19 protein-coding genes and 1 tRNA gene are annotated in these 19,455 nt (G+C 72.3%); 16 read left to right on the top strand and 4 right to left on the bottom strand.

Annotation, left to right across the window (positions count from 1 at the left end; all coding sequences use genetic code 11):
• A complete protein-coding gene (locus B446_RS19965; protein ID WP_106960588.1) occupies positions 1 to 1,044 on the top strand; it encodes a YIP1 family protein in 1,044 nt (347 codons plus the stop codon).
• An 80-nt stretch (positions 1,045 to 1,124) separates the two neighbouring features.
• On the opposite strand, the gene B446_RS19960 is transcribed toward B446_RS19965, so the two are convergent.
• From B446_RS19960 to B446_RS39705, 3 genes are all read right to left on the bottom strand, one after another.
• Positions 1,125 to 1,622 (bottom strand): phosphoribosyltransferase, encoded by a 498-nt coding sequence (locus B446_RS19960; protein ID WP_020941248.1) that lies wholly within the window; start codon positions 1,620 to 1,622, stop codon positions 1,125 to 1,127.
• A gap of 10 nt (positions 1,623 to 1,632) precedes the next feature.
• On the bottom strand, positions 1,633 to 2,208 hold the full coding sequence (gene dcd / locus B446_RS19955) for a dCTP deaminase (RefSeq protein WP_020941247.1): 576 nt from the start codon (positions 2,206 to 2,208) through the stop codon (positions 1,633 to 1,635).
• A 91-nt stretch (positions 2,209 to 2,299) separates the two neighbouring features.
• Positions 2,300 to 2,458, bottom strand: a complete 159-nt coding sequence (locus tag B446_RS39705) for a hypothetical protein (protein WP_020941246.1) — start codon at positions 2,456 to 2,458, stop codon at positions 2,300 to 2,302.
• 306 nt (positions 2,459 to 2,764) lie between these two features.
• Here B446_RS39705 and B446_RS19950 point away from each other — a divergent pair.
• Positions 2,765 to 2,838: transfer RNA gene (locus B446_RS19950), tRNA-Gly, on the top strand.
• A gap of 159 nt (positions 2,839 to 2,997) precedes the next feature.
• Positions 2,998 to 3,150 carry a hypothetical protein gene (locus tag B446_RS39245; RefSeq protein WP_158506769.1) on the top strand — a complete coding sequence of 51 codons (153 nt, stop codon included), beginning with the start codon at positions 2,998 to 3,000 and terminating at the stop codon, positions 3,148 to 3,150.
• Between the two features lie 10 nt (positions 3,151 to 3,160).
• On the opposite strand, the gene B446_RS40780 is transcribed toward B446_RS39245, so the two are convergent.
• On the bottom strand, positions 3,161 to 6,298 hold the full coding sequence (locus tag B446_RS40780) for an AfsR/SARP family transcriptional regulator (protein WP_020941245.1): 3,138 nt from the start codon (positions 6,296 to 6,298) through the stop codon (positions 3,161 to 3,163).
• 296 nt (positions 6,299 to 6,594) lie between these two features.
• Between B446_RS40780 and B446_RS19940 the strand changes: the two genes are divergently transcribed.
• Genes B446_RS19940 through B446_RS19880 form a run of 13 tightly spaced genes read left to right on the top strand, consistent with a single transcriptional unit; the run spans position 6,595 to position 19,408 of the window.
• Positions 6,595 to 6,783: a hypothetical protein gene (locus B446_RS19940; protein ID WP_020941244.1), complete on the top strand. Its 189-nt coding sequence runs from the start codon at positions 6,595 to 6,597 to the stop codon at positions 6,781 to 6,783.
• Positions 6,780 to 7,649, top strand: a complete 870-nt coding sequence (locus B446_RS19935; RefSeq protein WP_020941243.1) for a RimK family alpha-L-glutamate ligase — start codon at positions 6,780 to 6,782, stop codon at positions 7,647 to 7,649. Before B446_RS19940 ends, B446_RS19935 begins: the two co-directional genes overlap by 4 nt.
• Before the next feature lie 14 nt (positions 7,650 to 7,663).
• Complete coding sequence (locus B446_RS19930) at positions 7,664 to 8,293, top strand: DegT/DnrJ/EryC1/StrS family aminotransferase (RefSeq protein WP_020941242.1); 630 nt, start codon at positions 7,664 to 7,666, stop codon at positions 8,291 to 8,293.
• Complete coding sequence (locus B446_RS19925) at positions 8,290 to 9,609, top strand: DegT/DnrJ/EryC1/StrS family aminotransferase (protein WP_020941241.1); 1,320 nt, start codon at positions 8,290 to 8,292, stop codon at positions 9,607 to 9,609. Before B446_RS19930 ends, B446_RS19925 begins: the two co-directional genes overlap by 4 nt.
• Entirely contained in the window at positions 9,602 to 10,669 is a 1,068-nt protein-coding gene (gene argC / locus B446_RS19920; RefSeq protein WP_020941240.1) for an N-acetyl-gamma-glutamyl-phosphate reductase, read from the top strand. The genes B446_RS19925 and argC overlap by 8 nt, the downstream gene beginning before the upstream one ends.
• Positions 10,666 to 12,522 (top strand): M20/M25/M40 family metallo-hydrolase, encoded by a 1,857-nt coding sequence (locus B446_RS19915; RefSeq protein ID WP_020941239.1) that lies wholly within the window; start codon positions 10,666 to 10,668, stop codon positions 12,520 to 12,522. The genes argC and B446_RS19915 overlap by 4 nt, the downstream gene beginning before the upstream one ends.
• Positions 12,519 to 13,337: a hypothetical protein gene (locus B446_RS19910; protein ID WP_020941238.1), complete on the top strand. Its 819-nt coding sequence runs from the start codon at positions 12,519 to 12,521 to the stop codon at positions 13,335 to 13,337. The genes B446_RS19915 and B446_RS19910 overlap by 4 nt, the downstream gene beginning before the upstream one ends.
• On the top strand, positions 13,334 to 14,284 hold the full coding sequence (locus B446_RS19905) for a transketolase family protein (RefSeq protein ID WP_020941237.1): 951 nt from the start codon (positions 13,334 to 13,336) through the stop codon (positions 14,282 to 14,284). Before B446_RS19910 ends, B446_RS19905 begins: the two co-directional genes overlap by 4 nt.
• Before the next feature lie 56 nt (positions 14,285 to 14,340).
• Positions 14,341 to 15,603, top strand: coding sequence for an ATP-grasp domain-containing protein (locus B446_RS19900; protein WP_020941236.1), 1,263 nt, complete (start codon positions 14,341 to 14,343; stop codon positions 15,601 to 15,603).
• The gene (locus tag B446_RS19895) at positions 15,600 to 16,901 is read left to right on the top strand and encodes an amidohydrolase (protein WP_020941235.1); all 1,302 of its coding nucleotides are present in this window, start codon (positions 15,600 to 15,602) and stop codon (positions 16,899 to 16,901) included. Before B446_RS19900 ends, B446_RS19895 begins: the two co-directional genes overlap by 4 nt.
• Positions 16,898 to 18,151, top strand: a complete 1,254-nt coding sequence (locus tag B446_RS19890) for an MFS transporter (RefSeq protein WP_020941234.1) — start codon at positions 16,898 to 16,900, stop codon at positions 18,149 to 18,151. Before B446_RS19895 ends, B446_RS19890 begins: the two co-directional genes overlap by 4 nt.
• Positions 18,144 to 19,112 carry an NAD-dependent epimerase/dehydratase family protein gene (locus tag B446_RS19885; RefSeq protein ID WP_020941233.1) on the top strand — a complete coding sequence of 323 codons (969 nt, stop codon included), beginning with the start codon at positions 18,144 to 18,146 and terminating at the stop codon, positions 19,110 to 19,112. The genes B446_RS19890 and B446_RS19885 overlap by 8 nt, the downstream gene beginning before the upstream one ends.
• A complete protein-coding gene (locus B446_RS19880) occupies positions 19,112 to 19,408 on the top strand; it encodes a putative quinol monooxygenase (RefSeq protein ID WP_020941232.1) in 297 nt (98 codons plus the stop codon). Before B446_RS19885 ends, B446_RS19880 begins: the two co-directional genes overlap by 1 nt.
• Positions 19,409 to 19,455 lie beyond the last annotated feature (47 nt).

The raw sequence follows: 19,455 nt of genomic DNA, 5'->3' as shown, positions 1-19,455 counted from the left end.
ATGTCACAGGTCGGCCGCAAAGCCGGGCCGGGACCCCCGGGCCCGGCACACCACTCTCCGGGACCAGGTACGTTCGATGACGTGGCTGGATTCAGGATCGGACGCGGGGGCCGGGACAACCGCACCCCCCAGGGACAACAGGCTCCGCAGGGACCGTACGGACGCGGCGGGCACGGGCACGGACAGCCCGGCCGGCCGCCGCACGGACCCGGGCAGGGGCAGCCCGGCGGCCCGGCGTACGGCTACCCGTCGGCGCCGCAGCCGCCCTACCCGCGGCAGTCGTACCCGCAGGGCGGCCCGTCGTACGGCTACCCGGGCCCGGCCGACGACGGCCCGGAGTACTTCGGGGACGGCGGCCACCCGGGCCAGGCCCAGGGCGCGCACGACCCGTACGCGGCCAACAACCCGGGCCACACGCAGGCCTTCTCCGTCGACGAGGCGTCCGGCTACACCCAGGGCGCGACCTACCACGCCGGCGCCGCCGCCCCGTCCGGGCCGATCGGCCCGCCCCTGCACTGGAAGGAACTGCTGCGGGGCGTGATCCTCTCGCCCGACCAGACCTTCCTGCGCATGCGGGACTACACGATGTGGGCCCCGGCCCTGATCGTCACCTTCCTCTACGGCCTGCTCGCCGTCTTCGGCTTCGACGGCGCCCGCTCGGACGCGATCAACGCGACGCTCTCCAACGCGATCCCGATCGTCCTCGTCACGGCCGTGGCGATGGTCCTGAGCGCCTTCGTCCTGGGCGTGGTCACCCACACCCTGGCCCGCCAGCTCGGCGGCGACGGCGCCTGGCAGCCGACGGTGGGCCTGTCCATGCTGATCACGTCGCTGACGGACGCGCCCCGCCTGGTCTTCGCGATGTTCTTCGGCGGCGACGCGGGCTTCGTCCAGGTGCTCGGCTGGGCCACCTGGATCGGCGCGGGCGCCCTGCTCACCCTGATGGTCTCCCGCTCCCACGACCTCCCCTGGCCCAAGGCCCTGGGCGCGTCGGCGATCCAGCTGATCGCCCTGCTGTCGATCGTGAAGCTGGGCACGTTCTAGCCCGGCCGCCACGACCCGGACGCAGACACGGGAAGGGCCCCCGGCACCAAGCCGGGGGCCCTTCCCACGTCCCCACCCGCTCAGGCGTCGAGCACCTGCCCGTCGCGCTTCACGACGGGAGGCAGAACGGACCACGGGAAGTTGATCCACTCATCCGTGCGCTTCCAGACGTACTCGCACTTCACGAGGGAGTGGGACTTCTCGTAGATCACGGCGGAGCGGACCTCGGCGACGGTGTCGAGGCAGAAGTCGCGCACGAGCTTGAGGGTCTTGCCGGTGTCCGCGACGTCGTCGGTGATCAGCACCTTCTTGTCGGAGAAGTCGATCACGTTCGGGACCGGGGCCAGCATGACCGGCATCTCCAGCGTCGTGCCCACGCCGGTGTAGAACTCCACGTTCACGAGGTGGATGTTCTTGCAGTCCAGGGCGTAGGCGAGACCGCCGGCGACGAAGACGCCGCCGCGGGCGATGCTCAGCACGACGTCGGGCTCGTAGCCGTCGTCGGCGATGGTCTGCGCCAGTTCGCGGACGGCGGCACCGAACCGCTCGTAGGTCAGGTCCTCACGTACGTCGCTCATGCCCTCGCCCTCACACCTGGGTCCGATGGAAGTTCAGGAAGGACCGCGAGGCGGTCGGTCCGCGCTGCCCCTGGTACCGGGAGCCGTAGCGCTCACTGCCGTAGGGGTGCTCGGCGGGCGAGGTCAGCCGGAACATGCACAGCTGGCCGATCTTCATACCGGGCCACAGCTTGATCGGCAGGGTGGCGAGGTTGGACAGCTCCAGGGTCACGTGACCGCTGAACCCCGGGTCGATGAACCCGGCGGTGGAGTGGGTGACGAGCCCGAGCCGGCCCAGCGAGCTCTTGCCCTCCAGCCGGGAGGCGAGGTCGTCGGGGAGCGTGATGACCTCGTAGGTGGAGGCGAGCACGAACTCCCCGGGGTGGAGGATGAACGGCTCGTCGCCCTCGGGCTCGACCAGGCGGGTCAGGTCGGCCTGCTCGACCGAGGGGTCGATGTGGGGGTAGCGGTGGTTCTCGAACACCCGGAAGAAACGGTCGAGACGCACGTCGATGCTCGACGGCTGCACCATGGATTCGTCGTAGGGGTCGATGCGTACCCGTCCGGCGTCGATCTCGGCCCGGATGTCCTTGTCTGAGAGAAGCACGCCCCGAGGATACGCAAGGCGCGCCGAGCCATGACAATCGTGATGGCTCCGCGCGCCTGCGGCCTGCCCGCTGTTACCGCTGCTCGGGCCGTTACTGCTTCTGCAGGGTGACCGGCACCACGCTGCGGAGCCGGGCGCACCGCGGACACCGCAGCAGCCGGCCGGGGCCGAGCCGCTCGGCCTTCTGCATCGGGAACGAAGTGGTGCTGAAGACGTGGCCGTCCACACAGCGCACGACGGTGCGTTCCATCAAGTCCCTCAAGTCCCTTCCCCAAGAGCCGCGTCCGGCTGACTGCCCTGACGACAAAAGCCACATTACGGGATCAAAGAGACGACTCTCCAGGCGGCACTCCGGCCCCGCCCGGCCCCTCTTCCACCCGGCCACGGTACGCCCCAACTCGGTTCCCCCGCACCGGGATCCCACGCCTGCCGAACTCCGTGAACCTGACCTCGGCGCACCCGGACCCCCGCGCTCCGAGCACCGGGGGTCCGCGATGAGGTACAGTGAGCGAGCGTTCGGGCATCGACCCCACCGGGGCCGTCATATCCGAAATACGCGGGTGTAGTTTAATGGTAGAACATCAGCTTCCCAAGCTGAGAGCGCGAGTTCGATTCTCGTCACCCGCTCCAGAAGGAAACCCCAGACCGACGGTCTGGGGTTTTTTGTTTCTCCTGATTCAGGAACCGCCCGCACAGTGCTGCGAAGGTATCCCTCCGGAACATAAACGGTCTGTGCCTGCTCGATGATCGTGTGTGTTCAGAGGAACGTCCGTACTGAGGGGGAGAAACATGCGGAGCAAGCTCGCCGGCCTGATCGGAACCGTCGCCTTGGCCATGGCCTTCGGCGCCGGGGTGGCGGTGCACGACGTCGAGGCGGCGACGGCCGGGAAGAGTGTGCGCGTCCTGGCCACCAACGAGGGGCCGGGTTCCACCCCCCGGTGACGAGGGCGGCCTAGCGGCCTTTGTCCTGCGCCTGTGTGCCGCAGCAAAAAGACCCGAGCGTGCAGCACACGGGCGCATGGTCCGAAGAGCCCAGAATGGCTCGCGGAATGTTCATGGCAGCGAACAGTTCTTCGGCGCTGCGCAGGTGTTCCCGGGCGATTTCGTGATTCCCCAGGGACTGCTCGGCTTTCGCCATACCGTGCAGTCCCTGTGCCATACCCATGCGGTATCCGATGTCCAGCGCCCTCTGGTGGGCACTTCGGTGCAGGCCGAGGGCCCTGTCGTGGTTCCCGCCGCGCTGGTGGACCAGTCCCGCGATGTTCTCGACCTCGCACTGCCAGGTCACCGTGCCCAGCGGGCCGACGAGCGCGAGTGCCTGGTCGACGTACGTCATCACCTCGTCGCCGCGTCCGTCGCCGCCTCCGTCGTCGCGTTTGCCGCCCTGTCCGCCGCGCTGGTGCAGGAGGGCGCGCAGGGCCAGCGACATGGCCCGGTTCCTCGGCATCGCGGAGTGCTCGCCGAGGGTCAGGGCCCGGTCGAGGTGCCTCTGCGCCGACGCGTCGTCGCCCCGGTCCAGGTGGGCGATGACCAGGTCGTTGAGGGCGGCCACCTCGTGCTCCTGCTCCCCGACCTCCTGGCAGAGCAGGACGGCCCGTTCGGCGGCGGCGATCGCCTCCGCGTTGCGGCCCTGCCACAGGTGCAGGGTGCTCAGGTTGCACAGCGCGATGGATTCCCGCCTGATGTTGCCGAACTCGCGGTGCAGCCCGATGCCCCGCAGCAGGAGGTCGTATCCCTCGGACAGGCTGCCGAGCACGATGTGTGCCCAGCCGAGCAGGTCCAGGAAGGCGGCCTCGCTGACGGTGTCCCCGTGCGACCGGGCCACCCGCAGTCCTTCCTCCGCGGCCTCCGTCGCCGACCGGAACTCCCCGAGGATCTGGTGCGCCGACGCCAGGTTGGCCAGGCTCAGGCACAGGGCCTGGGTGTCCGCCGCCCGGCGGGCCGCGGACACCGCGACCTCCGCCAGCTTGCGGAAGTCCCAGATGGCTCCCTGCGCGTGCAGGTGGAGCACCGTGTTCCTGGCCAGGTAGCTGGCCAGGCGGTGGAAGTCGTGCTTCTGTCCCAGCCGGACGGTGGCCTGCAGGCCCCTGCTCTCCCGGTCGTACCACCGGCGCGCGGTCTGCGCGTCACGGAACGCGGGCAGCCCCGGCGCGTCGCCGGTCGGTGCGGACGCGTACTGGCGCAGTCCCGGAAAAAGGATTCTGCATGCCTCGTTGGTCGCTCGCAGGTAGTAGTTCATCAGCCGGCCGACCGCCGTGTCCTTCTCGTGCCGCGCCGAGTCGTCCCAGAGGCTGAGGGCGAAGCTGCGGATGAGGTCGTGGAACGAGTACCGCCCCGCCTCGTGCTGCTGCAACAGCTGGGAGTCGAGCAGGTCCTCCAGCATCTGCTCCGCGTCCTTGGGCGTCAGGTCCGTGAGGGCCGCGGCCGCGTGCGGGTCGAAGTTGGGCCCGGGGTGCACCCCGAGGAGCCGGAACGCCCGGCGGTGCCTGTCGCCCAGGGACTCGTAGGAGAGCTGGATGGTGGTGGCGACGCTGCGTTCGGTGGAGCGCAGCTCCGTGAGCAGGGCGTCCTCCTCGCGCAGCCGGTCGACGAAGTACTGCAGCGACCAGCGGGGGCGGTTGTGGAGCCTGGCGGTGGCGATGCGCAGGGCGAGCGGCAGGTGCCCGCAGAGCGTCGCCAGCGACTTCGCGGCCTCGGGGTCGGCGGCCACGCGTTCCTCGCCGAGCGTCCGGGTGAGCAGCGTCGCGCTGTCCCGCGGCGGCAGTGTGCCGAGCGACGTCCAGTGCGCCCCGTCGAGGTCGAGCAGCCGGCGGCGGCTGGCCACCAGGACCAGGCACTGGGAGGCGGCGGGCAGCAGCGGGCGTATCTGGCCGGCGTCGGCCGCGTTGTCGAGGACGAGGAGCAGCCGCCGCGAGGCGGAGGCGGCCTGCCACATCGCGAGCCTGCTCCAGGCGTCGTCGGGGACGGCGTTGTCCGGGGTCCCCAGGGCGCGCAGCAGGATGCGCGTCGCCTCCTCGGGGGCGAGGGGCTGTTCCCCCGGGGTGAAGCCGCGCAGGTCGAGGTAGAGCTGGCCGTCCGGGTACGCGGCCGCCAGGCGGTGGGCCGCACGCATGATGAGCGTGGTCTTGCCGACGCCGCCCATGCCGTCGACGGCGAGGATCCGCACCCCTTCGCCCGGCTGTCCCCGGTCGAGCAGGGTCTGGAGCTCCAGGTGCCGCCCGGTGAAGTCCGGCAGGTCGTACGGCAGGGTGCACGGAGCCTTCTCCGCGACCCGCGGCCCGTCGGACGGCCGGGGGGCGGGCGCCGGGCGCGCCGGTGCGGGCGCGTCCAGTTCGGGGCTGGCCCGCAGTATCTTCTCGAACAGGCCGGCCAGTTCGGGGCAGGGGCTGATCCCGAGCTCCTCGTCCAGCAGGTCCCGCACAGCGGCGTACTCGTGGAGCGCCTCCGCCTGCCGGCCGGCGCGGTACAGGGCGAGCATCAGCTGGGCGCGCAGCCCCTCGCGCAGCGGGTAGGCGTCGGCGAACTCGCGTATCTCGCTGACGAGATCGCTGTCCTCGCCGAGCTGGAGCCTGAGCGCGAACAGCTCCTCCACCGCGGCCAGGCGCCGTTCCTCCACGACGGTGGACGCCGCGTCGAGGACCGCCCCGCCCGTCCCGTTCAGCACCGGACCGCGCCACAGCGCCAGGGCCTTGCGCAGTTCCCCGGCCGCCGCGCCGGGTTCTCCCGCCGCGCGGTCGGACGCGGCCTTCTGCACGTGCTGCGAGAACAGGTGCAGGTCGACCTGGAGCGGCTCCAACGCCCCGCGGTACCCGGCGTCCTCGGTCACGATCAGCGCCGGACCGCCGGGCAGCCGCCGCCGGAGGTCGGCGATGGCCTTGCGGACCTGCGGCTTGGCGGTGTCGGGAGCGGCTTCGCCCCAGGCCGTCTCGATGAGGCGCTCGATGGGCACCGTGCGCCCGGGCTCCAGCAGCAGGGACGTCAGAATGCGCTCCTGGAGCGGCCCGCCGAGCTTGATCCGGTGCCCGTCGGCCAGGCATTCCAGGGACCCGAGAACGTTGAACCGCAGTCCTTGGTCTTCGCTGCCCGTCACTGTGCGCCCGCCCCCCTGCGTGCCCCCGGCGTTGGCTGGAAAGTACCAGGTCAAACGCCCACGGCCCTCCAGCTTAGGCGACCGCCGCAGCGAGCGGTACCGCAGCGGTAGGTGAGTGGTATCACCGGCCGGAAAGCTCCTCACTGCCACCGAAAGTGGCGCTCCTCCGCGCCTCCCGAGGCGTCCACCGACGCGGGAGGCGCGGGGGACCCGGAATGCGCGCGGACGACATCCGTGCGCGAGCCAAGGCGCCGGCACATCGTGCGACGCCCATTCCATGTGAAGGAGTCATCGGCATGACGCTTGCGACCGCTGTCGCCTGCTGTCTCGTGTGCGACACCGAGTTCGAGGTGCGCGACGACTGGGAGAAGGGCGAGATCACCGAGTGCGTGGCCTGCGGCCAGGAGCACGAGGTCGTCGAGAAGTCCGAGGCCGGCGTGCGCCTGGACCTCGCCCCCGAGGTGGAAGAGGACTGGGGCGAGTGACAGCCTCGGACCAGGTCCTGCTCTCGGTCACGATGCTGCGCCCCGAGGAGAAGCTGCTCCTCGCGGCGCTGCGCGACCAGGGTCTGACGGCGCGACCGCTGCTCATGGAGGATCTGGCCGAGACCGTGGCGGGCCACACCGGCCCGCCCGCTCTCGCCCTGATCAGGAACCTCTCCCACCGGGACGCGATCAACGTCTCCCGTCGCCTGGAACACGCCGGTGTCCCCACGCTCAACCGGGCGGCGACGATCGAGACCTGCAACGACAAGGGGCTGCAGGCGCTCCTCTTCGCGCGGCACGGCATCCCGCACCCCACCACCCGGCACGCCTTCAGCTTCGACCAGGTCCGCAAGAGCGTCGCCGACCTGGGCATGCCCGCCGTGGTCAAGCCGGTCAGCGGCTCCTGGGGCCGGGGGGTCAGCAAGATGACCCACGCCGACTGCGTGGAGGCGTGGGCCGCGGGCCGGGAGTCCGCCGACGTCACGGGCAAGCAGTTCCCCGTCGTCGTGCAGGAGTACATCGACAAGCCCGGCCACGACCTGCGGGTGGTGGTCGTCGGGCGGACCCCGGTGGTGGCCATCCAGCGGGTGTCGGACGACTGGCGCACCAACACCCACCTGGGCGCCGAGGTCCGGCGCGTCGAGGTCACCCCGGCGATGCACGAGCTCTGCGACCGGGTCGTCGACGCGCTCGGCCCCGGCTTCTACGGGGTGGACCTGGTCGAGGACCGGTCCACGGGCCGGCTGCTCGTGCTCGAAGTGAACGCCAACCCGGAATTCGCCCGTTCCTCCGCCCGGCACGGAGTGAACGTGGCCGGCCACCTCGCCGCCTACGTCGCCGAGACCCTCGCGGCCTCAGCCGTGTGACACGGAGAAGATCCATGGAACTGTTCGACACCGCAACGGTGCTCACCCGCGTCCTCACCACCGGCGTGGTCATGAGCATCGAGAAGAGCGACCGGGAACTGCCCGGTCTCGAACGCCTGCTGACCAAGCAGACCGGACGTACCCGTGCCGTCCTCGTCAACAGCCGTACCGCCGCGATCCACGCGGCGCTCGCCGGCCAGGGCATCGGACACGGTGACACGGTCGCCGTCGCCGAGCCGGACGCGGCCACCGGCCGCTTCCTCGACTGGCTCGGCGTCGGCGTCGCGGACGGGGGGCCGGTCGCGTACGACCACGTGGCGCTGGACCCCGCCAACGCCGACCGGCTGGCCGAGCTGGCCCGGACCGGTACCGCCCCCGCCCTCGTCGTGGACCTCACCGGACTCGGCTTCGGGCCGGCCGCCGCCGTCCTCACCGACGACGACCGGGTCTGGGCCCGGGCCGAGCGGCTGAAGATCTTCGGCGCGTACGACCTGCGGACGATGTGGACGCAGGAGGAGGCCGACGCCTCCCTGGTGCCCGGGGTCCAGTTCAACTATCGGCTCAGCCCCCTCGTGGCCGCCTGCGTGCGGATGGCCCTGACCCAGGCGGCACGTCCCGCCACTCCCACCGGAGCGCGCTCATGATCACCGATTTCCCGGCAGCCCCGCTGCCCCTGCCCGAACCCGCCGAGGTCGACTCCGAACTCGCCGCCCTCGGCGGCGGGGCCATGATCCCCAAGGCGTCGCGTCGCACCCTCTTCCCGGTCATCACCAAGGAAGACGTCTTCAACCTGATGCTGGCCCAGCGGCAGGCGCCCGAGAAGGTCGTCGCCGACTTCGCCGAGGCCTACCGCTCCTACGTCGGCGCGGCGTACGCGCTGCCCACCGCGAGCGGCACCTCCAGCCTGCACATGGCCCTGGTGGGCGCCGGGGTGCGGCCCGGCGACGAGGTCATCGTGCCGGCGTTCACGTTCATCGCGACCGCGCAGGCCGTCGTCGCCGCGCACGCGATCCCGGTGTTCGTGGACATCGACCCGGCCACCTACTGCATGGACCCCAAGGCCGCGGCCGCCGCGATCACCGACCGCACCCGCGCGCTGATGCCGGTCCACGTGCACGGCCTGCCCGCGGACGTGTCCGCTCTGCGCGCCCTCGCCGACCGGCACGGCATCGCCCTGGTCGAGGACGCCTCGCACGCCCACTCCGCGAAGATCGGCGAGCAGGTGGCCGGCTCCTTCGGGGACGCCGCCGGCCAGAGCCTGATGGCCGACAAGAACTTCCCGCTCGGCGGCGAGGGCGGCATCGCGTTCTTCGCCACCGAGGAGGGCTACGAGCGCGCCCGCGCCTACCTGGAGCGGCACGGCATCGACTACGGCATGTCGTGGGTCGCGGCGGCCTTCGGCGCCAGCCAGCTCGAGCGGCTGCCGTACTACGACGAGATCCGCGCCCGCAACGCCGCGCTGCTCGGCGAGGCCCTGCGCGGGACCGGCCTGTTCAGCCCGCCGCACGTACCGCAGGGGCACGTCCACGCGTACAACATGTACCGCACCACCCTGCACCCCGAGGCCGTGGGCCTGGAGGACATCCCGGTGTTCGCGGTCAAGGAGGCCGTGCACGAACTCCTGGTCGCCGAGGGCGTCCCGGCCCGCGAGTGGCAGAACACCCCGATCCCGTGCCACCTGCCCTTCCAGCACCGGGACGGCTTCGGCAACGGCTACCCGTTCACCCTCAACCCCGGCGCCGTGCGCGACCACCGGCCCGAGGACTTCCCGGTCACCCTCGGCATGCTCGACAGCACCCTCGTCCTCTGCCGCGAGCTGCGCTCCCCGGTGGAGTACGAGCGGATCCTGCGCTACGCCGACGCCTTCCGCAAGGTCGCCCGCCGTCCGGACGCCATCCGCAAGCTGGTCGAGACCCGCGACTACCGCCGGCCCTACGACAAGGCGGCCCGCCTTGGCTGACGAAGCGCGCGAGAAGATACGCGTCGCCGTCCTCGGGGCCAGCGGCTACACCGGCGGTGAGGTCATCCGGCTGCTCCTGGAGCACCCGCGGGTGGAACTGGCGTTCCTCTCGGCGGAGCGCGCCGCGGGCACCGCGGTCGGCAGCAGCCACCCCTGGCTGCGCAACCACCCCAAGGCGGCCGGCCTGACGTTCCGGCCGCTGGCCGAGCTCGCGGACGCGGACACCGTCGACGTCGCCTTCGGCTGCCTGCCCACCGGCGCCCTGCCGGAGAAGCTGCCGCTGGTCGCCGACCGGGCCAAGCGCGTGCTGAACCTGGGCGGTGACTTCCGGCTGCGCGACGGGCAGCAGGTCAGCAAGCACTACCCGGGGACCGCGGCCCACCCGCCGCTGGAGGACTTCGCGTACTACATACCGGAGTTGAGCCCCGCGGTCCCCGACAGCCGGTTCGTCAGCCTGCCCGGGTGCATGGCCGTCAGCACGATCTACGCCCTGTACCCGCTGTTCGCGGGCGCCGAGCCACTGGTCTCCGACCGGGTGGTGGTCGACGCCAAGACCGGGTCCACCGGCGGCGGCCGCGGCGGCGGCGAGCAGCCGGCCGAGCGCAGCGGCAACTTCCGGGTGCACAAGCTGCACGGCCACCGGCACGCGCCGGAGGTCCAGCAGGCCCTCGCCGACCTCACGGGCACCGACGTGGCCCTGCGGTTCTCCACGCACAGCATGGACGTGACGCGCGGCATCATGGTGACCGCCTACTCCGACCTGCGGCCGGGGGTCAGCGCCCTCGACGTCAAGCGCGCCTACGCCAAGGCGTACGTCGGCAAGCCGTTCGTCCGGGTCCGCCCGGCGCCCAAGGCGCCGCAGGACTTCCCCATGCTCAAGGCCGTCACCGGCTCCAACGTCGCCGAGGTGGCGGTCGCCGTCCGCGACGGCCAGTGCGTCACCGTCGCGGCCCTGGACAACCTGATCAAGGGGGCGGCGGGCCAGGCCATCCAGGCCATGAACCTCATCCACGGCTTCGACGAGACGGCCGGGCTGCCCATCACGGCGGTGTCGCCATGAGCCGGCCGCTGTACGTCGTCAAGGTCGGCAGCGCCACGCTCGACCGCGAGACCATCCACAAGGAGATCGCCGACGTCGTCGCCCGCGGCGCCCGGGTGCTCCTGGTCGCCGGCGGGGCCACGGGCATCGCCCGCCACTACGCGGCCGTCGACCGCCCGGTCCCCACGCTGCGGCTGGCCAACGGCGACGAGGTGCGCTACTGCCCGCCTGAGGAGATGGACCACCTGGTCGACGCCTACGAGCGGGTGACCCTGCCCGCCGTGGCGCACGGCCTGCGGGCCCTGGGCCTGAAGGCGTTCACGGCCGTCGCCGCCCGCAACGGCCTGGTCCTCGGCCGGGCCAACCGTCCGCTCAAGGCGCTGTCGGCCGAGGGCCGCCCCGTCGTGGTCCGTGACCACCGCGCGGGCGTACCGGTCGAGGCCGACACCGAGGCGCTGAACGCACTGCTCGACGCGTACGACGTGGTCTGCCTGTCCCCGCCGGTCGCGGACCGGGACGGCGGCGCCGCGCTGAACGTGGACGCCGACGTGCTCGCCGCGGTGCTCGCGGTCGCCCTGGACGCCGACCACCTCCGGCTGGTCACCGGCACCGCCGGACTGCTGACCGACCCGGCCGACCCGGACTCCACGCTGACCGACGCCTATCCGGGCGACGGCGCGCGGTACGCCGGCGGGCGCATGCGCCAGAAGGTGCGCGCGGCCGAGATCGCCCTGGAGGGCAGCAGCGCCGACGTGGCCATCACCGGCCCGCACACCCTGGGCGAGCCCGCGGGCTGGACCAGGTTCTGGCGCACCCGGGGGCCCGCCGACGACCTCGACCTGCTCACCCGCGCGGTCTCCGTGCCGTCGGTCTCCGGCGACGAGGCGGAGCTCGCCTCCTGCCTCGCCGAATGGTGCCGGGGCCGGGGCATCGAGGCCCGTATCGACGAGGCGGGCAACCTCGTCGCCTCCCGGGGCACCGGCCCCCGTGCGCTGCTGCTCCTGGGCCACCTCGACACGGTCCCGCACCGCTGGGCGGTCGAGTGGCGCGACGGTGAGCTGTGGGGGCGCGGCAGCGTCGACGCCAAGGGCAGTCTCGCCGCCTTCCTGGAGGTGCTGGCGGACGCGGACGTGCCCGAGGACGGCCGGCTGGTCGTGGTCGGCGCGGTCGAGGAGGAGATCTCCTCCTCGAAGGGGGCGTTCCACGTACGGGACCACTATCCGGCCGACGCGGTCGTCATCGGCGAACCGAGCGGCTCCCAGAAGCTGACCCTCGGCTACTTCGGACTGTTCAAACTGGCGGTGACCGCCTCCGTGCCCACCGGCCACTCGGCCGGCCTGGACGCGGTGTCGGCCCCGGACCGCCTGACGCGTGTCCTCGGTGAGATCCGCGCGTCGGTGCTCGCCCAGGCGCCCGAGGCGCTCAGCGCGGTCATCGACATCCGGTGCGCGCGCGGCCGCGAGCGCGACCGGGCGGACGGCACCCTCAACTTCCGGGTACCGCCGGGGGCCGATCTGGACGCGCTGCGCGCCGCCGCGCTCGGGCACGCCGGTGACGGCGTGGACATCGAGGTGCTGCGGGCCACCCCGGGCCATCAGAGCGGCCGTTCGGGCCCGCTGGCCAAGGCGTTCACCCGGGCCTTCGCCGCCGCCGGGATCAAGCCCCGCTTCGTGGTGAAGAAGGGCACGTCGGACATGAACACCCTGGCGACCACCTGGCACGACGTGCCGATGGTGGCGTACGGGCCGGGCGACTCCGCCCTCGACCACACCGACGAGGAGCGCATCGGCGGCGAGGAGTACCGGGCCGCCCGCGCGCTGCTCGCCGCCGCGGTGGACCGCTGGTTCGCCCTCGCGGAAGGGAGCCGCCGATGACCGCCGTACTCGACACCCCCACGGCCGCCGGAACGGTCGTGTCCACCCTGACGGAGCGGTCCCTGCGGGCCCGGCGGCTGGTCGTCGACATGGCGGCCTCCGAGCGGGGCTGCCACCTCGGCGGCAGCCTGTCGGTGCTGGACATCCTGGTCGCCGCCCTGCACCGGGCCGCCGCCGGGGACGGCACGGAGGTCGTGCTGAGCAAGGGGCACGCCGCCGCGGGCCTGTACGCCGCGCTGTACGTCAGCGGCGTGCTGCCGGAGAACCCGGCGCCGCTGTACGGCCGGGCGGGCCAGCCCTACACCGGCCATCCGGGTCCCAAGGTGCCCGGGGTGCGGTTCCCCACCGGGAGCCTCGGGCACGGCGTGCCGTACGCGGCGGGCTGGGCCCTGTCCCGCCGGATCGGCGGGCACGGCGGCCTGGGCATCGCCGTCGCGGGCGACGGCGAGCTGCAGGAGGGCCTGGTCTGGGAGACCTGCCAGGTGGCGGCGGCGCGGGAGCTGGGCAACTTCGTTCTCGTCGTGGACCGCAACGGCGGGCAGAACGACGGCCTCGTGGCGGACATCTCGCCGCTGCCCGGACTCACCGACCGGTTCGCCGCCTTCGGGTTCGAGGTCGTGGAGACGGACGGACACGACCTGGCGGCGCTGTCCGAGCTGTTCGACCGGGACCGGTCGGCCGCCCGCCGCCCGCTCGCCGTCGTCGCCCACACCGTCAAGGGCAAGGGCGTCCCGGCCGTGGAGGGAAGGGCGGGTTCTCACTACGTGACCATCGACGCCACCCGCGCCGCCAAGTGGAAGCGAGCGATCCGATGACCCTCTCCGGCCGTGACGCCTACCGCGACGAGCTGACCGCCCTGGCCGCCGAAGACCCCACCATCGTCTGCCTGGAGGCGGACCTGGGCGGCAAGAACCACCCCTTCCAGGCCGCGCACCCGGACCGGTTCTTCAACGTGGGGATCGCCGAGGGCGCCATGATCGACATGGCGGCGGGGCTGGCCGCCGGCGGCTTCAAGCCCTTCGTCAGCACCTTCGCCCCCTTCGCGGCGCTGCGGGCCGCGGAGAGCCTGAAGCTGACGCTGGGCTACCTGAACGCCGGGGTCACCGTCATGGCGCCGTACGCCGGCGTGTCCGGTGCCTGGTTCGGCACCACGCACCACTGCCTGGAGGACCTCGCGGTGCTCCGCAGCGTGCCCGGCGTGACCGTCGCGGCCCCCCACGGCGAGGCCGAGATGCGCGCCGTGATCCGGTCCGCGGCCCGCGGCGGCGGGCCGCACTACGTCCGCACGGGCCGCAACGCCGCCTACGAGTCGCTGCCGCTGCCCGGCACCCAGCTGCCGCCGGTCAACTGGGAGTCCGAGGGCGATCCCGAGGACGTCTGCCTGGTCTCGGTGGGCGAGGAGGGCACGCGGCTGTCGCTGGCCGCCCGCGCCTCCACCGGCGTCGCCCACGCCCACCTCGTGTACCTGGACCACGAGCACCTGGCCGAGTCGGCCGCGGAACTGGCCCGCCGGCACACCCGGTTCGTCGTCGTCGAGGAACACCGCAGCCAGGGCGGAGCGGCCGAGGCGCTGGCGCTGCTGCTTCCCGGGTGCGAGGTCACCTCGGTGGCGGCCGGCCGGGAATGGCCCTCGACCGGCGGCGACCACCAGGAGGTCATGGCGGCGCTGGGCCTCGATCTGCCCGCCGTGCTCGCGGCCGTGGCGCAGGCGCGCCGCGGCCGGCCGGCGGCCGCCGGGCTCGTCCGCGCCTGCGTCCGCTGAGTCCGGCGTACCGGACCGCCACCCACCCCCACCCCAGGAACCTACGGAGCGCTGACATGCACATCCTGATGATCGAATGCAACCCCAACGGCATCGCCGGCATCGCCAATGCCCTGGAACTGGGCCACGACGTCACGCTGGTGTCGGTGGACCCCGACTTCTACCTCGGCGTCTCCCCGCTGGCCGAAGCCGCCTACGCCCACCCGAACTGCCAGGTGGTCAAGAGCGAACAGGCCTTCTCCATCGAGGAGCTGACGGCCCTGGCACGCCGGCTGCACGCGGAGAACCCCATCCACGGGGTGACCACCTACAGCGAGTACCACACCGTCCACACGGCCGCCGTCGCCGAGGCGCTCGGCCTGCCCGGCATGAGCGTCGAGGGCGCCCGCAACGCCCGGCACAAGCACCTCACCCGCCTCACCCTGGACGGCACCGGAGTCCGCCAGCCGCGCTTCGCGCACGTCGCCGACGCCGACGACCCCGCCGCCGTCGAGGCCGCCGTCCGCGAGATCGGCTTCCCCTGCGTGGTCAAGCCCTCCGACGGCACGGCGAGCCTGCACGTGCTCCACCTGAAGGACGAGGACGACCTGCGCGCCTACCTCGCCGACCTGGCGGACGTCGCCGACTACGGGCGCGGCGTGCGGCGCATCCCGGACGTGCTGATCGAGGAGTTCGTCACCGGCGAGCTGATCTCGGTCGAGTCCTGCGTCCTCGGCCGGGGCGAGGTGGTCAACCTCGGCCTGACCGACCGTCCGCTCAGCGGCTTCCCGTACTTCATCGAGATGGGCGCCACCTACTTCAGCGGACACCCGCTGCAGGACGAGCTGTTCGCCATGACCACGCGCGTACTGGACGAGCTCGGCGTGGACTTCGGCTTCATCCACACCGAGTTCCTGCTCGGTCCGGACGGCCCGGTGCTGTGCGAGGTCAACGGCCGTCTCATCGGCGGGATCGTGCCGACGCTGATGCAGCTCAGCTCCGGTGTCGACCCGTACCTGGAGGTCATCAGGCAGGCCCTCGGCGAGCGCCCCGAGCTGCCCTTCCCCGGCGAGACCACGGCCGGCGGCCACTGGTTCGGCGCCCCGGTCGCCGGCACGGTCGACTCCATCGGCTTCGAGGCGCTGCAGGACCTGCCCGGCTTCCACGACGCCCTCGCCTACAAGAAGGCCGGGACCCGGGTCACCCGCCTGTCCACCAGCAACTTCGACTGGATCGGGCACGTCATCTTCACCGGCGCCGACCGCACCGAGGTCAACAAGCGATGCGAGGAAGCGCTGGACCTGATCGACCTCAGGATGAAGCTCGAGGTCGCCCGATGAGCCGCCACCAGCTCTCCGGCGTCGCCATCCCCAGCCTCGACGCCGACACGGTCTTCGACGTCACCGTCGAGGAGGGCGTCTTCACCCGTGTCGAGCCCACCGGGGCCCGCGGCGGGGGCGAGACGGAGCTGTGGCCCGGCTACACCGAGACCCACGCCCATGTGTCGCTGCCCGCCAACTGGGACGACACCGCCGACGACCCGCGGATCGTCGCGCTGCAGTACGTCTACCACGGGGTCACCCATGTGGTGGACATGTTCGGCTTCCCGCTGGTGGCCGACGCCTGGGCGGCCGGCCGCGCGGCCTCCGCGGTGCCGTACCCCGAGATCGTCCACTGCGGCTACGCGGTCACCGCGACCACGAACGCCGCCGGCCTCACCGGCCACGGCGTGGAGTTCCCGGCCCCGGTGCACATGATCGCCACCGAGGCCGACCTGGAACACGCGATACGGTCCAACGTCGAACGCGGCGGCACCTTCCTCAAGGTGATGTTCACGGACGGCACCGAACAGCCGGACAGCCCGGTGAAGTTCTCCCGGCTGTCCCGCCGGGTGCTGGAGTTCACCGCCCGGGTCGCCGCCGCGCGGGGCCTCACCGCGGTCATCGACTGCAACACCCTCCAGGAGACCCGCTGGGCCTACGAGTGCGGCTTCCGCCTCTTCGCCCACAGCGTGCGCGACCGCACGCTCGACGGGGCCGACTGGAAGGAGCTCGAGGACGCCCGCTTCGTCTCCACCCTGGCCGGACTGCGCCCGATGATCATGACAGGCGAGGAGTTCGAGGCGGAGTACGGGCGCGAGGGCTTCGCCGAGACCCAGGACCTGCGCAACCTGGAGTTCGCCCGGACCGTCGAGAAGCCGTACGGCATCGAGTTCGGCTGCCAGGAGACCCGTACCGCGGCACTGGCCGACATGCGCCGCAACGCGCTGGCCACCCTGGCCCGGGACAGGCTGCTGATCGGCACCGACTCCGGCAACACGGGCGCGTACCACGGCTACTCCTTCCTGAGCGAACTCGGCCTGCTGCGGGGCGACGACGCCTCGCTCGACACCCGGCTGCGCCACCAGGCGACGGTCGGGGGCCGCCGCTACTTCGACGAGCTGAGCGGCGACCGGCGCGCCGCGCACCCCCTGAGCGCCGGCCAGGCCGCCACCTACAACCTGCACGCCCCGGGCCGGCCGCTGTCCGCCCTCCCGCTGCGCACGGTCGTGCGGGGTGTGCCGATCGACCGGGAGGCCGTCGCCCGCACCATCGCGGAGATCCGTGCCGCGGGCGCGGACCGGAAGGAGGAGCGATGAGCAGGGAACGCAGGCGCGCGCTCGTCGGGGTGGTCGGCGGCATCCTCCTGGCGAACACCGGGAGTTACATCTGGTTCCCCGTGCTGGTCGCCACCCTCGGCGGGTCCGACAGCGGGTTCTGGGCGGGCGTGGTCATGTGTATGACGTACGTCGGCCGGCTGCTCGCCACCTTCTGCTACGAGGGGATCGCCGCACGCGCCGGGGTCCGCGCGACCGTGTTCCTCGGCACCGCGCTGGAGGCCGTCGCGCTCGGGCTGATGGGATTCGCCGACGGCGTGCTCGGGTACAGCCTGCTGGCGTTCTTCATCGGCTTCGGCTCGGGGACGTCCTTCCCCGGCCTGAAGAACGTCCTGGTCTCCTTCCCCGAGGACGAACGGCCCAAGGCGTTCTCCGCGTTCCAGATGGCGGGGCAGGTCGGCCTCTTCGGCGGCGCGCTGCTGGGCGCCGCCCTGGCCGGTGTGGGGCTGCGGACGCTGTTCACGGTGGTGTTCGTGTTCTTCGCCGGCTTCTGTGTGATCACCTCCGCGCTGATCCCCCGGCACGGCTCCGAACGGGTGCCGCACACCGCGGGCGGGCGCGTCCCGTTGTTCAACCTGGCCGCGTTCAAGGGCATCGAAGTGCGCGGCGCCACCCGCTACTTCCTGCTGTCCGCGGCGTTCTGGTCGCTGTCCCTGGGCTTCGTGGTCGGCATCCCGCTGCACATGGAGGAGTACGTCCCGGGGTGGGCGCCCTCCGCACCGTTCTGGATCACCGGCCTGAGCGTCCTGGTGCTCCAGTACCCGCTGTTCCAGCTGCTCAGCAAGCGGTTCAGCCCGGGGACGGTCATGGCCGTCGGGCTGACCGGGATGACCGTCGCGTTCCTCGCGTTCGGCGCCGGCCGCACCGGCCCCTGGGTGGTGGTCGGCTGTCTGACGGTCGTGCTCGGGGAGATCCTCTTCGTACCGTCGTTCGACCTCTGGATCTCCCGCCGGGTGCCCGAGCACCGGCTGGCCAAGGCGATGGGCGCGATGCACTTCTTCCGCAGCGCGGGGAACATGGCCGGCTCCCTGGCCGCGGGCATCCTCTTCGACCTGTCGCGCTCCCTCGGCGTGGCGGGCGGCAACTGGTACGTCGCAGCCCTGCTGGCGGCGGGCTGCGCACTCGTCTGTCTGAGCGGCCGGCGCTCCGGCCCGGCCGACGGCGGGCGGGACCTCGCGGCCGCGGACGCGCAAGCCACCGAGCACGAAGGAACAGTGAGAGAGAATGTCTGACATCTGCGTCATCGGCGGCACCCGGTTCTTCGGGAAGCTGCTGGTGCACAAGCTGCTGGCGGACGGGCACCGGGTCACCCTCGTCAACCGCGGGCAGACCCCCGACCCGTTCGGCGACACGGTGCGGCGGCTGCGCGCCGACGTCGACGTCCCCGGCGCGCTGACCGCCGCCGTGGCGGGGGAACGGTTCGACGCCGTGATCCACCAGATGTGCTACACGCCGGGCGCGGCCGTCGAGGTGTGCGAGGCGTTCGGCGAGCGGGCCGGGAAGATCGTCATGACCAGCACCATCGAGGTGTACAACAAGGACACCTTCCGCTGGCGGTTCCCGGCCCCGCCGTTCGGTGCCCGGGCCCGGGAGGAGGAACTCGACCCGGCCGAGTACGACTTCGACACCACCCTGCCCTGGGACGCCCCCGGCTACCTGGACGCCCACTACGGCGAGGGCAAGCGCCAGGCCGAGGCCGCGCTGACGCGTCACGCGAAGGTGCCGGTGCTGCTGGCCCGGGTCGCCCATGTGCTCGCCGCCGAGGGCGACTTCACCGGCCGCCTCCGCTTCCACCTCGACCGCGTCACGGCCGGACAGCCCGTCGTCGCCCACCCGTCGCCCGGCCGGACGTCACTGGTACGGGCCGAGGAGGCCGCCGGCTTCCTCGCCTGGGCGGCCCTCTCCCCGGCCACCGGAGCGGTCAACGTCGCCTCCCCGGACACCGCGGACGTCTACGACGTCTGCGCCGCGGTGGAGAGCGCCACCGGACTCACGGCCGAGGTGATCGAGAAGGAGGACCCCTCCGGCGATCCCGGTCTGTCCCCGTTCTCCTGCCCGTCCGACTTCGCCATGGCGAGCGACAAGGCGGCGTCCCTCGGCCACCCCTTCACCCCGATCGCCCAGTGGCTCCCCGCCGTCGCCCGTGACGCCCTCGCCGGCCCGGCCGGCCTCCCCCACTCCCAGGAGCAGTGATGTTCGACCTCATCGTCATCGTCCGCGTACCCGAGTCCGACGAGATCCCTGCGGTGGCCGACGCCCTGGCCCGGATGCGGCCCCTGTGTCTCGCCGAGGACGGCTGCGTCGCCTGGGAGGCGTACCAGTCGCAGGACGACCCCGGCCGTTTCGTCCTCGTCGAGCGCTGGGCGAGCCGCGCCCACTGGGAGGCGCACGACTCCGGCGACGCCATCCAGAAGATCTACGTGCCCGAACTCCTGCCGCGCATCGAACGCGAGGTGCACCCGAGCAGTCCGGTGAGCAGCGCGCAGTAGGCAGACGACAGGGCGACGAGGGGGGCCGCCCGCGCGGGCCGGCCCGC

The organism is Streptomyces collinus Tu 365 (assembly GCF_000444875.1).
GTDB classification, from domain to species: Bacteria; Actinomycetota; Actinomycetes; order Streptomycetales; family Streptomycetaceae; genus Streptomyces; species Streptomyces collinus_A.
The sequence above is the reverse complement of the archived record's forward strand: the minus strand, read 5'-3'. Positions and strand labels throughout refer to the sequence as shown.